Origin of the sequence: Thiomicrospira sp. R3 (assembly GCF_029581415.1) — a bacterium.
Lineage (GTDB): Bacteria > Pseudomonadota > Gammaproteobacteria > Thiomicrospirales > Thiomicrospiraceae > Thiomicrospira.
In genome coordinates this window covers 2,042,891-2,056,006 of record NZ_CP121121.1, presented here as the reverse complement: position 1 = coordinate 2,056,006, position 13,116 = coordinate 2,042,891, and the positions used below count along the sequence as shown (strand labels likewise).

The following is a 13,116-nucleotide window of genomic DNA, read 5'->3' as shown; positions in this document are numbered from 1 at the left end:
GATGATTAAGGGTGTTGGTACAGATATCGTAGAAATTGCACGGATAGAGGTCTTGTGGCAAAAGCAAGGTGCTCGTTTTGCACAACGCTTGCTATCTGAATCAGAGCAGTTAGTTTTAAAAAGCCACCGCCAACCCGCACGATTTTTAGCCAAACGCTGGGCGGCGAAAGAAGCGGTAAGTAAAGCGCTCGGTACTGGCATTGCGCAAGGGATAGGCTTTGCGGATATTGTGATAAGCCATACAGAACTTGGTCAGCCGAAAATAGAACTTACCGGCGGTGCGCATAGTCGCGCCGCTCATCTAGGAATCACTCAATGGCAACTATCCATTAGCGACGAAAAACACTATGCTGTTGCGTTTGTGGTTGCAAATTAAGCAACTATTAAGCTCAATTTTTTATAGCTAATTGATGATGAGTCAAATTGCAACATTAGTGTGCAATCTTGGCTGGCTAGAGCTAAAAGCCTGTCAGTCTGATGTTTGACAGGCTTTTAGTATTAGCAGCTTGGTGTTAGTGGTTTATATGCCTTTCTCTTCAAAATAACGCTCGGCATCGAGTGCGGCCATGCAGCCGGCTCCTGAAGAGGTGATGGCTTGTTTATAAACTTGATCCATCACATCGCCTGCAGCAAACACGCCTTTCACGCTAGTGGCGGTCGCATTACCTTGTAAGCCGCTTTGTACTTTAATATAGCCATTTACCATTTCAAGCTGACCTTCAAATAATCCAGTGTTAGGGGTATGGCCAATCGCGATAAATACGCCCATTAAGTCGATGTCTTTAGTTTCACCCGTTTCAACGTTCTTGATACGTATGCCGCTCACGCCGGTTTTGTCACCTAATACTTCGTCAAGCGCGCTGTTAAACTCTAGTTTTACATTGCCCTCTTTGGCTTTGGCGAGTAGTTTGTCAGACAGGATTTTTTCGCTTCTAAATTTGTCACGACGATGCACCACCGTGACTTCGGCCGCAATATTGGATAAATACAGAGCTTCTTCAACAGCGGTATTGCCCCCACCAATTACCGCAACTTTTTGGTTGCGATAGAAAAAGCCATCACAGGTGGCACAAGCAGAAACACCTTTACCTTTGAACGCTTCTTCCGACTCAAGACCTAAATACTTAGCCGATGCACCGGTTGCGATAATTAGCGCATCACAAGTGTAAGTGCCGCTGTCGCCTTTTAGTACGAAGGGGCGTTGTTGAAGATCAGCCTGGTTGATATGGTCAAAAATGATCTCCGTACCAAAACGCTCGGCATGCTGTTGCATGCGCACCATTAAATCTGGGCCAGTTAGCCCTTCTGCATCGCCTGGCCAATTATCGACTTCGGTGGTGGTAGTGAGTTGTCCACCTTGCTGCATGCCCGTGATGATGACAGGATTTAGATTAGCACGTGCTGCATAAACAGCCGCAGTATAGCCAGCCGGGCCTGAACCGAGTATTAGTAATTTGCAATGTTTATCAGTCATAATATTTCCTTTAGTTTATGATAATTATTGTTCGGTGATATCAGTGAGTATCACTGTTTAGTAGCTCATTTATGTTAAAATTCTAGCAGTTTTTAATGCTGACAGCGAGCTACCTTTTACGCCTGTCTCAATTTTGCACAATTTAGGAAGTATTTTGGCTTTATTTAATTCCGATGATAACCAATCTTTAAATCAAGGCGAATCACCAATATGGACGCGTTGGAGCTGGTTGTTAAAAGACCTTGTTCTTTTAAGCTGTATTGGCTTAGCCATTTTTTTGTTTGTTGTTTTGTTTAGTTTTGATCCTAATGATCCAGGTTTTCAAAAAGTAGGCCATGCTGATTATTATTACAATTATGGCGGTGCAACGGGCGCATGGTTGTCATCTTTTTTATTGTATTTGTTTGGTGTTTTTGGCTTTGCTTGGCCATTTGGTATTCTTATGGCCGGATGGGTTACGTTAAAAGTTCGCTCGAATCAGGATTTTGATTGGGGGCGTTTTTTGCTCAGTTTAACTGGCCTGATGCTGATTATATTATCCGGTTCTGGTATGGCTAGCTTATTCCTTCATCCTGATAACTGGTTGGTTGAATTACCTTATTTTTCAGGTGGTGTTCTCGGTTATGAGCTAAGCGTATGGTTAGTGGGTGGCTTTGATTTACTGGCTACTACGCTTATTTTGTTGATTCTATTTGCCGTGGGCATGAGTATGCTAATAGGGCAGTCGTGGCTAACGATTTGTGAAGTTACCGGGCGAGCTGGTTGGTGGTTGATTTATGCTGTTTTAGAAAAACTGCCTACTGAAAGATGGCGAGGATTGAGCGTAAAGCAGATTTGGATTAATTTAAATCTCGTGGAGAAAATTCAAGGTTGGCTTAAAAATAAAAAGGCTGAGAGAGCCAGAATTAAAGAGCACAAAGTAAAACGCACGCAGGCTGTTGAAACACAGCGTTCGCGCTTAGTTGACGAGCCGAATCTAACTATCCCGCCGATATCACCCAAGGCTGTGGATTTAAACTTAGCGGGTATTTCAAGAAAAGTAAAGCCGGTTAAGGTAGATAGCCCTGTGTTGTCTGAAGAGCCCGTTTTAGCTCAAGTAGACGCGCCCTTTGATAGGTTGCAGGAAGAAACCAGCCAACCGACTTTGGCACAGCAAGGCGCTGTGGCGATTGAACCAAAGTACCGCGCCGATTCTGCGAGCTATCACGTTAAAGAACCTGAGTTACCTTGTCTGTCTTTACTTGACCCTGCGCCAGTTTATGATGATGCCTATTCTGAAGAAGAATTGCAGGCTATGTCCTTGTTGCTTGAAACACGTTTGCAAGAATTTGGCGTGACAGTAACGGTTGAAGCGGTTTTACCCGGCCCTGTTGTGACGAGTTTTGAGTTAATGCCCGCTGCGGGTGTTAAGGTTAGTCAGATTTCTAACTTGTCGAAAGACTTAGCGCGGGCTTTAGCGGTGCAAGCGGTGCGTGTGGTGGATGTGATTCCAGGTAAATCCTGTGTGGGAATTGAAATCCCCAATGCCCAGCGCGAGATTGTTGGCTTTAGTGATATTTTATCTTCAGAGGCCTTCCAGAACAGTAGTGCGCCTTTAACTTTGGGTTTAGGTAAGGATATTTCGGGCAAACCTGTGGTCGCTAATCTAGCCAAAATGCCGCATGTGTTAGTGGCGGGCACCACGGGTTCTGGTAAATCAGTCGGGGTGAACAGCATGATTTTGAGTATGCTGTATAAAAGCACCGCTAAGGATGTGCGCTTGATCATGGTGGATCCTAAGATGTTGGAACTGTCAATTTATGAGGATATTCCGCATCTACTAACCCCGGTGGTGACCGATATGTCGGATGCGGCGAATGCGTTGCGTTGGTGTGTGTTTGAAATGGATCGCCGTTATATGTTGATGGCGAAAATGGGCGTTAGAAATATTGGCGGCTTTAATGAAAAGGTGCAGGCGGCGATTGATAAGGGTGAGCCGATTCCCGATCCTTTGTATGAACAAGCCAAAACCATGAGCTTTGAAATGTCAGATGCGCCGCCGACACTTGAGCCGTTGCCTTATATTGTGGTGGTGATTGATGAATTTGCTGACATGATTATGGTGGTCGGTAAAAAGGTCGAAGAGCTGATTGCGCGTTTGGCACAAAAAGCGCGTGCTTCGGGGATTCATTTGATTCTGGCCACCCAGCGTCCATCGGTTAACGTTATAACAGGCCTGATTAAAGCGAATATTCCAACCCGTATTTCGTTTCAAGTATCATCAAAAATTGACTCACGCACTGTACTCGATCAAATGGGTGCGGAGCAGTTGTTAGGGATGGGAGATATGCTATATTTGCCGCCAGGTAGCGGTTCACCGATTCGTGTGCACGGTGCATTTGTGTCAGATGATGAGGTGCACCGTGTGGTGGACTTTATTAAGCAGCAGGGTGCACCGCAGTATCTTGAAGCGATTACCCGCGATCCCGACTCGATGATGTCGTCCGGTGGGGCAGCGGGTGATCCGAGCGATGCTGAGCAAGATGTGATTTATGATGAAGCGGTCGAGTTTGTAGTGCAAAGTGGTAGAGTGTCAATTTCATCGGTACAGCGACGGTTTAAAATTGGGTATAACCGCGCGGCGCGAATTGTTGAAGCGATGGAAGCGGCAGGTGTGGTATCGACCATGCAAGCGAATGGTAACCGCGAAGTCTTAGTGCCAAAGTCTGATTAAAGGAAGAAATATGAAAAAACTATTTTATGCGTTGGGTTTGATCGGGTTTATGCTACCAGGCCTGGTTGTTGCCCAGGTGCACCCATTACAACAGTCGGTGAATGAGCTTAAAACGTTTTCTGCCGATTTTGTGCAGGAGCGAGAAGAGGAATATTTTTTCCGTAAAGAGGTCTCAACAGGAACGTTTGATTTAATGCGACCCGGCCTGATGCGCTGGAATTATCAAAAACCTGAAGAACAACATATTATTGTCGATGGAATACGACTATGGGTGCATGATGTGGAGTTGAACCAAGTGTCGGTGCGCCCGGTGGCGGAAATTCAAAATGATATTCCCTTAGCTTGGTTATTGTTTGAAGAGCCGATTGAGCAGGCTTATCGCATTGTTTCGGCAGGTAATCGTGGTGGTTTAACTTGGTACAACTTACGTCCACGAGGCAATACGTTTTTTCAAAGCATTGAGATTGGCTTAAAAGACGGGGTGATACAGCAAGTATGGATGTATCAGAGTTCTGATAATGTCACTAAGGTTAGGTTTGAAAACATCCAGATTAATCAGCCTATTTCACCCAGTGCGTTCCGTTTTTCAGTGCCACAAAACGTCGATTTGTTTGGTGAAATCTAGTGTATTGTGATGGCTTACCAACCCTTATCTGAGCGTTTAAGACCGCAAAACCTTGCCGATTATGTTGGCCAAACCCACTTGTTGGGTGAGAACCGTGCTCTATCAAAAGTGTTTGCCTCCAAACATCTGCATTCAATGATCTTTTGGGGGCCACCGGGAACGGGTAAAACCACCTTGGCGCGCTTGATTGCCCTGCAATCTGATTTAGAGTTTATTAATCTGTCAGCGGTGCTCGATGGGGTCAAGGAAGTGCGCAAGGCGGTCGAGCAAGCCAAGGCGCAGCGTGAACAATTTAATCAAGGCACCTTGTTGTTTGTGGATGAGGTGCATCGCTTCAATAAATCCCAGCAAGATGCGTTTCTACCCTATGTCGAAGACGGTACTTTTGTTTTTATCGGCGCCACCACTGAAAATCCCTCGTTTGAAATAAACAATGCCTTGTTATCACGCGCACGGGTGTATGTGTTGAAGTCTTTGGATTTGGATGAGCTGAAGTTAGTATTGGCACGCGCATTGAATTTGATGTCGCAAGACTTAGGCATGCAAGTTAATTTGGCGGACGATGCGCAAGATTTATTGGTACAAGCAGCAGATGGCGATGCGCGGCGGTTAATTAATTTTATTGAACAGTTAGCTGACTTTGCGCAACCCGCTGAATCAAGCGTTTTACCACCAGGCCTGGTGATAAAACTACAGGATTGTCGTGAAATTGTACAAGCGGGTTTTCGCCGCTTTGATAAGGGTGGTGAGGCTTTTTATGATCAAATTTCTGCTCTGCATAAATCGGTGCGTGGTTCAGACCCGAATGCCGCACTCTATTGGTTGGTGCGGATGCTTGATGCTGGGGTTGACCCCAAGTATTTAGCCCGTCGTTTGATTCGGATGGCGTCTGAAGAAATTGCCAATGCCGATCCGCGCGCATTAGATGTCGCGGTGAATGCCGCGCAGGCGTATGAGCGTTTAGGCTCGCCCGAAGGCGATTTGGCGCTGGCACAAGCGGCGATGTATTTAGCCGTTGCGCCTAAATCGAATGCCGTTTATATGGCTTATAAAGCGGCACTGAAAGACATTAAACACCATGGCTCTGATGAAGTGCCGCTGCATCTGCGTAACGCGCCAACCAAGCTTATGCAGGGGATGGATTATGGCAAAGGTTATCGCTATGCGCATGACGAACCTGATGCCTTTGCGGCGGGCGAATGTTACTTTCCTGATAACATGGTTGAGCGTGACTATTATCAGCCGGTAGAGCGGGGGTTGGAAATAAAAATTGCCGCTAAAATGGCTCATTTAAAAGCCTTAAATAAAACTTCAAATCACAAAAGACGACCATCATGATGTTTTGGTTAGCCGTTGGCGGGGCGTTAGGCGCAGTGGCGCGATTTGCCCTGTCGCATCAAACCTATACGTGGTGTAGAAGCTCAGGCTTGATCTGACAGTTCCTTATTTTGGCTCAGTGTCTTGTCAGGTTAAGTTTAAGCTATGAACTTTTCAGCCCATATCTTTTTGCCATCCTCCCATGTCTCCATTGGCACTCGACCTCATTACATCTTAGCTTGATGAGTACGTTCTGCTGTACCGAACTTTATCAGATTAAATTAAAAGACGGGCTTGATTGCTAAGCAGGCAAGCCCGTGTGTTATTAGGTTGAAGCGGTGATATTATAACCGCCATCGACATAGGTGATTTCGCCGGTAATGCCTGAGGCAAGGTCAGAGCATAGGAAGGCGCAGGTATTGCCTACTTCGTGAATGGTGACATTGCGGCGTAGTGGTGTTGCCTGGGCGGCTTTATCGAGCATGGAGCGGAAATCTTTGATGCCTGAAGCGGCAAGGGTACGAATCGGGCCGGCCGATACCGCGTTGACACGAATGCCGTCTTGGCCTAAATCAGCCGCTAGATAGCGCACAGTCGCTTCCAATGAAGCTTTGGCAATCCCCATCACATTGTAGTTAGGCACGGCGCGTTCTGCGCCTAGATAAGAAATGGTCATCACCGCGCCTTGGCGCGCTTTTAGCATGCTGTGGCCGGCTTTGGTGAGCGCGGTTAAGCTGTAGGCACTGATGTCGTGGGCAATTTTAAAGCCTTCGCGGGTTGAAGCATCGATCATGCGACCTTCAAGCTCTTCACGCGGTGCAAAGGCGACAGAGTGTACAAGAATATCTAAGCCTTCAGGCCATTGGGTTTGCAGTTGTGCGAATACCTCTGCAATCTGTTGGTCGTCAGCTACGTCAAGCGCCAGTACGATATTGGCGCCTAATTCAGCCGCTACACCTTCAACACGGCTTTTTAGTTTTTCACTTTGATAGGTTAATGCGATCTCTGCGCCTTGCTCATGCATTTGTTTTGCAATACCATAGGCGATAGATTTGTTATTGGCAACACCGACAATCAGTGCACGTTTTCCGGTTAGGAATCCCATATTTTTCTCCATTTTGATTTAATTTGACGCCATAAAATAGCGCCATTATAACGTGAATTTAAAAGTGAACCAAAAAATGCTTAATAAACGAGGATCGATTTGGCTTGTGTTTATGTTATCCGTTGGTTTGCTGGCCGGCTGTGCGGATCAGTGGAACCAACCTTATACGGATGAAGCCGTCGGCTCAAACACCTTGTTTAGCGCCTTTTCTGCGCCACCCAAACACCTAGACCCCGTGCGTGCCTATAGCTCAAACGAGTGGCAGATTATTAGCCAAATTCTTGAGCCGCCTTTGCAATACCATTATTTAAAACGTCCGTTTACGCTGGAACCCTTGACGCTAACCGAGATGCCAAAAGTGCGCTACTTTAATGCCGAGGGGGTCGAGGTTACACAAGATGCTGAAAACTTGGCCTATTCGCAATTTACCCTCAACCTTAAACCCGGTATTCAATTTCAGCCGCATCCAGCGTTTACGCGTGATGCAGACGGGGAATTCGTTTATTTGCCACTAAGTGCACGCCAAGCGGCGAGTTTGCGTTCGCCGTTTGAGTTGCCTAAACTCGCTACGCGTGAGCTCACTGCGGCCGACTTTGCCTATGCGATTAAGCGGATGGCGGTGCGCCAAAATCACTCGCCAGTGCTGGATACCATGATGAACTATATTGTTGGCTTGCGTGAATTTAGTGAGCAGGTGAGTGCGGAGCGAGCCGAGCAGCCGCGCGAGGCGTTTTTTGATTTGCGCCCGTATCAGATTGATGGCGTTGAGGTGGTCAATGACCATCAACTGCGCATTCGGATTGAGGGCGTGTATCCGCAATTTATGTATTGGTTGGCGATGAATTTCTTTGCGCCGGTGCCTTGGGAAGTGGAACAGTTTTATGCCCAACCAGGCCTGGTGGCACGCAATATTAATTTCAATACCTTTCCGGTGGGCACCGGACCGTTTTATTTGGCTGAAAATAACCCGAACCTGCGGATGCGTTTAGTGCGCAACCCGGTGTTTCATGAACAGTTTTTTCCAGATTCGGGTTTAACCTATTACATGCCGGAGATTTTGTTGCGTGATGCGGGCAAGCGCTTGCCGCTGTTGGATCAGGTGATATACACCTTGGAAAAAGAAAGTGTGCCTTATTGGAACAAGTTTTTACAAGGCTATTATGATGCTTCAGGCGTGAGCTCCGATAGCTTTGATCAGGCGGTGCAGGTGTCGGTGAGTGGTGAGTTGAATTTAACCGGCGAAATGGCCGATAAAGGTATTCAAATGCGCTCAGGCATTGAGCCGACAGTGTTTTATTTGGCCTTTAATATGCTCGATGAGGTTGTTGGGGGTTATAGTGCTGATCGCCAAAAGTTGCGCCAGGCGATTAGCATTGCGGTGAATTATGAAGAGTTTATTTCGATTTTTATGAATGAGCGCGGCATGGCGGCACAAGGGCCGATTCCGCCAGGGATTTTTGGTCACTTGGAAGGTGAAGAAGGTGTTAATCCCTATGTGCATGAGTGGGTGAATGGCGAGTATCAGCGCAAGTCGATTGACACCGCGCGCGCGTTGTTGGCGCAAGCTGGGTATCCCAATGGCTTGAACCCAGCGACCGGGCGACCTTTACAACTGCATTTTGATGCCGTGGCGACCGGGCCGGATGATCGCGCGCGAATGGATTGGATGCGCAAACAGTTTGATGCCTTGGGGATTGAGTTGGTGATTCGTGCGACCGATTCAAACCGTTTTCAGGACAAGGTCCGCAAGGGCGATGCGCAGATTTTCTTTTGGGGTTGGGGCGCGGATTATCCGGACCCAGAAAACTTTTTATTCCTGCTTTATGGGCCAAACGGTTCAGTCGCAACGGGCGGTGCCGGTATTAATTCGGCCAATTATGCTAACCCGGAATTTGATCGCTTGTTTGAACAAATGCGCAATATGGAAAATTCACCAGAGCGTTTAGCGATTATTCAAGAGATGTTGGAAATCGTGCGCCAAGACGCCCCTTGGGTGTTTGCGCTACACCCGCGTTCGTTAGCGCTCTATCACAGCTGGTATCACAATGTCTGGCCGAACCGTTTAGCCAACAACAGCGTCAAGTATTTGTCGGTCGATCCTGAATTGCGCCTACAAAAACAAGCCGAGTGGAATCGTCCGGTGGTTTGGCCGTTGTGGCTGGCAGGCTTATTGATTTTGGTGTTGTCGATTTGGGCGGTCAGCGCTTATCGTGCGCGTCAACAACAGCGGATTCAGCCGCAATCATCTAATACAGGAGGGCGCAAGCTATGATGGCGTATATCGTGCGGCGTTTGATTTATGCCATTCCGATTTTGATTGGGGTGAACTTTATTACCTTTGTGTTGTTCTTTATGGTCAATACGCCCGATGATATGGCACGGGCGCAATTGGGCGCGAAACAAACCACACCGGAATTGATTGCCAGTTGGAAGGCCGAGCGTGGCTATGATAAGCCGCTGTTTTTTAATACCCAAGCACCAGGCCTGGTGAAGTTCTCGGATACTTTGTTTGTGGAACAGTCCTTAAAATTGTTTGTGTTTGACTTTGGTAAATCCGATGCCGGGCGGGATATTGCCTCGGATATTGCCGAGCGGATGTGGCCCAGTTTGGCGATTGCCTTGCCGACTTTTGCGATTGGGTTGATTACCACCATTACGCTGGCGTTGTTGATTGTGCTGTTCCGAGCCACGGCACTCGATACCGCCGCGATGGTGATTGCGGTGATGATTATGTCGATATCTGGGCTGTTTTATATTATTGCCGGCCAGGTGCTGTTTAGCAAAATCCTGCATTGGGTGCCGATATCCGGCTATGAACCTGGTTGGGCGAGTGTCAAGTTTTTGATTTTGCCGGTGTTGATTGGTGTGTTTGCCGGTTTGGGGGCGGGCACCCGTTGGTATCGCAGTATTTTCTTGGAAGAGATTAACCGCGATTATGTGCGCACCGCGCGCGCCAAAGGCTTGTCGGAAATCAGTGTGCTGTTTAAACACGTGCTTCGTAACGGTATGTTGCCGATTTTAACCGGCGTAGTGGTGGTGATTCCGAGCCTGTTTATGGGCAGCTTGATTATGGAGTCGTTCTTCGGAATTCCTGGTTTAGGTAGCTACACCATTGATGCGATTAACGCGCAGGATTTCGCGATTGTCAAAGCGATGGTATTTTTTGGCGCGCTACTCTATATCATCGGCCTGATTCTAACCGATATTTCCTATACCATTTTTGATCCAAGGGTGCGTTTATCATGATGTGGGTATGGCTTTGGACAGATATTATGGTGTGGGGGCTGGTGGTCGCACTTGGGTTATGGGGCTGGACGATTTCGCGCTCGCCGCAAGTCAAAGCGCAATGGCTGGCGATTTTCCGTTCAAAAATTGCAATGGCCTCCGCGATTATCTTGTTGTTTTACTTGTCGATTGCGCTGTTAGATTCGTTGCATTTCCGCTTGGCTTTGCCCAATCAAACACCGGGGCAAGAACGCCAATATGCCGGTCAAACCACCAGCGCCTTGGACTGGGTGTTTAATGAAATTCGCAGCCAAACCGAACGCACCTATTCCGCGCCCTTTGCGCTAAAAGAGCATAGCACCTCGATAGTCAAAGACGAAGACGGGCGGGTGTTGCAACAGCATTTAGACCTGGTGCATGCCGGTGCGCATCTAGCAGACCCGTCACAGCGTGGCGCCGACATCACCCAAAAATCCGTGTTTGCGCTGGCGCTGGCTTTAACGATTAGCGGGCTATTAATCAGTTTGCATTTGGCTTGGCGCGCGCGTGCTTTGGGGCGGCGCTTTGGCGAACAAGCAGGCCTGGTGCTCAAAGGGCAAGCCGATTTGCCCTGGCGCACCGCTTATTTAACCTTTTCGCTAGCATTGATGCTGTTAGTTTGGCTGTATTATTTAGGGCATTATTATCATGTGCTCGGCACCGATAAGGTCGGCGGTGATGTGCTCTATCAAAGCTTTAAAAGCGTGCGCACAGGGGTGTTGATTGGGGTGCTTACCACCTTGGTAATGTTGCCCTTGGCGCTGATTCTGGGGATTAGTGCCGGGCTGTTTCGTGGCTGGGTGGACGACATGATTCAATATCTCTACACCACGCTCAATTCAATCCCGGGGATTCTGTTAATTGCCGCCTCTGTGTTGGTGATGCAGACCATTATCACCAATAACCCCCAGTGGTTTGAAACCGCCACCGAACGCGCCGATTTCCGCTTACTCGTGTTGGTGCTGATTTTAGGCTTAACCAGTTGGACCAGTTTGTGTCGCCTATTGCGCGCTGAAACCTTAAAAATCAGCCAAGTCGAATACGTCACCGCTGCGCGCGCGTTTGGTGTCAGTCGGTTTAAGATTATTACCCGCCATATTTTGCCCAACGTGATGCATATTGTATTGATTGCGGTAGTGTTGGATTTCAGTGCGTTAGTGTTGGCCGAAGCGGTGTTATCTTATGTCGGTGTCGGCGTTGATCCGACCATGCACAGCTGGGGCAATATGATTAACCAAGCGCGCCTAGAAATGGCGCGCGAACCAATGGTCTGGTGGTCATTATTTAGCGCCTTTGTGTTTATGTTCATCCTAGTTCTAGCCGCCAACCTCTTCTCCGACCGCGTCCAACGCGTGTTAGACCCGAAGAATAACTAATGGATATTTAAGTCATGGCTTGGTTTGCGGCACCGTTGATTGTAAAGGGTTTGGCTTGGGGCGCGGGTTTAGCCGCGAGTGTGTTGGCGGGTAAAAAAACCAAGGACTGGGTGAGCGAAAAACTGGAGCAGAAAACCCGCGATAAAATGTTGGCCGAACTTAATAGTCAGGCCACAGCCTATTTAACCGAGTTAGAGCAGGCCTGGTATCGTGCCTTTTGGCGTTATTTTGCGATTCAAAATGGCTTGTTACTGGTTGCGCTTGGCTTGAATCTTTGGCTCGGGCCTTGGGTGTTCTATCTTGGCTTAGGCTTGGTGTTTGTGTGGAATGGTGTGCTGGCGTATGGTTATAAAACTGCCTTGCAACAACTTATGCAACATAAAAGCTTGCAAGCGGTGATTGCGGCTCGTTTATCTGAATCGCTTACCCACCATTTAAAAAGTCTATCGCAAATTGAACAACGCTGGGTGGACTGGTTTGTCGCGGAAAAACAAGCCGAAATTTGCCACCAAGCCGCTACGCAGCTTTATCCAAGGGTACGCTTTGCGCTAATTAATGTGTTGTTGATGCTATTATTAAGCTTTGTTGTCTTCCGTTTAGCGGTTATACCGTTTCTATAGAAAGTATAAAACATGTAGCGTGAATGTGTGTTTTTATGCTAAAGTAATAACAAATGTAATTACTTTTAAAAGGGGAAGTCATGGGAACGATAACGATTAGGGTTGACGATGATCTCAAAAGTGAAGCCTATGTCGCTTTACAAGAGCTAAATGTAACACCTTCTGAATTATTGCGTCAAACCTTAGCGTATGTGGCTCAACATCATAAATTGCCTTTTAAGCCTGTGCTTCTTGATGATGACGATTTAATTCTACTTGAAACAGCTCGCGAGCGATTGAAGAACCCCCAATCAATCCCCGTATCTTTAAATGATCTATAGCCTAGAATTTGACCAAAGAGCACTTAAAGAATGGCAAAAGTTAGATAGTAGTATTCGCAGCCAGTTAAAAAAGAAACTCGCTCAAATACTCGAAAACCCGAAGATTGAATCTAATCGTCTAAGGGAGCTGGAGAATTGTTATAAGATAAAACTTCGTCAAAGCGGTTATCGTTTAATCTATCAAGTACAAGATGAGCGTGTAGTGGTGTTGGTGATTGCAATTGGCAAACGAGATAAAGAGCAAGCTTATAAAGGTGCCAAGCATCGTACATAACTGAGAACAAAACCCCAGTGACATATAC

The 13,116-nt window shown here is 47.3% G+C and carries 12 protein-coding genes; 10 read left to right on the top strand and 2 right to left on the bottom strand.

What is annotated here, in order from left to right:
* The first annotated feature begins 1 nt into the window (after position 1).
* On the top strand, positions 2-376 hold the full coding sequence (gene acpS / locus P8S55_RS10495) for a holo-ACP synthase (protein ID WP_289224158.1): 375 nt from the start codon (positions 2-4) through the stop codon (positions 374-376).
* Between the two features lie 144 nt (positions 377-520).
* Here the strand turns inward: acpS and trxB are convergent, their stop codons facing one another.
* Positions 521-1,474, bottom strand: a complete 954-nt coding sequence (gene trxB / locus P8S55_RS10490) for a thioredoxin-disulfide reductase (RefSeq protein ID WP_289224157.1) — start codon at positions 1,472-1,474, stop codon at positions 521-523.
* A 154-nt stretch (positions 1,475-1,628) separates the two neighbouring features.
* On the opposite strand from trxB, the gene P8S55_RS10485 reads away from it, so the two are divergent.
* The 3 genes from P8S55_RS10485 to P8S55_RS10475 are packed head-to-tail and all read left to right on the top strand — an operon-like array spanning position 1,629 to position 6,150.
* Positions 1,629-4,187, top strand: coding sequence for a DNA translocase FtsK (locus P8S55_RS10485; protein WP_289224156.1), 2,559 nt, complete (start codon positions 1,629-1,631; stop codon positions 4,185-4,187).
* 10 nt (positions 4,188-4,197) lie between these two features.
* Positions 4,198-4,812 (top strand): outer membrane lipoprotein periplasmic chaperone LolA, encoded by a 615-nt coding sequence (gene lolA / locus P8S55_RS10480; RefSeq protein ID WP_289224155.1) that lies wholly within the window; start codon positions 4,198-4,200, stop codon positions 4,810-4,812.
* Positions 4,813-4,821: 9 nt separating this feature from the next.
* Positions 4,822-6,150, top strand: coding sequence for a replication-associated recombination protein A (locus tag P8S55_RS10475; protein ID WP_289225335.1), 1,329 nt, complete (start codon positions 4,822-4,824; stop codon positions 6,148-6,150).
* Positions 6,151-6,454: 304 nt separating this feature from the next.
* On the opposite strand, the gene P8S55_RS10470 is transcribed toward P8S55_RS10475, so the two are convergent.
* A complete protein-coding gene (locus P8S55_RS10470) occupies positions 6,455-7,234 on the bottom strand; it encodes an enoyl-ACP reductase FabI (protein ID WP_289224154.1) in 780 nt (259 codons plus the stop codon).
* Positions 7,235-7,310: 76 nt separating this feature from the next.
* On the opposite strand from P8S55_RS10470, the gene P8S55_RS10465 reads away from it, so the two are divergent.
* The 6 genes from P8S55_RS10465 to P8S55_RS10440 all read left to right on the top strand — a co-directional run bounded on the left by P8S55_RS10465 (position 7,311) and on the right by P8S55_RS10440 (position 13,088).
* Positions 7,311-9,506, top strand: a complete 2,196-nt coding sequence (locus tag P8S55_RS10465) for an ABC transporter substrate-binding protein (RefSeq protein WP_289224153.1) — start codon at positions 7,311-7,313, stop codon at positions 9,504-9,506.
* On the top strand, positions 9,503-10,480 hold the full coding sequence (locus P8S55_RS10460) for an ABC transporter permease (RefSeq protein ID WP_289224152.1): 978 nt from the start codon (positions 9,503-9,505) through the stop codon (positions 10,478-10,480). The genes P8S55_RS10465 and P8S55_RS10460 overlap by 4 nt, the downstream gene beginning before the upstream one ends.
* Positions 10,477-11,874 carry an ABC transporter permease gene (locus P8S55_RS10455; RefSeq protein ID WP_289224151.1) on the top strand — a complete coding sequence of 466 codons (1,398 nt, stop codon included), beginning with the start codon at positions 10,477-10,479 and terminating at the stop codon, positions 11,872-11,874. Before P8S55_RS10460 ends, P8S55_RS10455 begins: the two co-directional genes overlap by 4 nt.
* Before the next feature lie 14 nt (positions 11,875-11,888).
* Positions 11,889-12,494 (top strand): hypothetical protein, encoded by a 606-nt coding sequence (locus tag P8S55_RS10450; RefSeq protein ID WP_289224150.1) that lies wholly within the window; start codon positions 11,889-11,891, stop codon positions 12,492-12,494.
* Between the two features lie 80 nt (positions 12,495-12,574).
* On the top strand, positions 12,575-12,814 hold the full coding sequence (locus P8S55_RS10445; RefSeq protein WP_289224149.1) for a type II toxin-antitoxin system RelB/DinJ family antitoxin: 240 nt from the start codon (positions 12,575-12,577) through the stop codon (positions 12,812-12,814).
* Positions 12,804-13,088 (top strand): type II toxin-antitoxin system RelE family toxin, encoded by a 285-nt coding sequence (locus tag P8S55_RS10440; RefSeq protein ID WP_289224148.1) that lies wholly within the window; start codon positions 12,804-12,806, stop codon positions 13,086-13,088. The genes P8S55_RS10445 and P8S55_RS10440 overlap by 11 nt, the downstream gene beginning before the upstream one ends.
* The last annotated feature ends 28 nt before the right edge of the window (positions 13,089-13,116 follow it).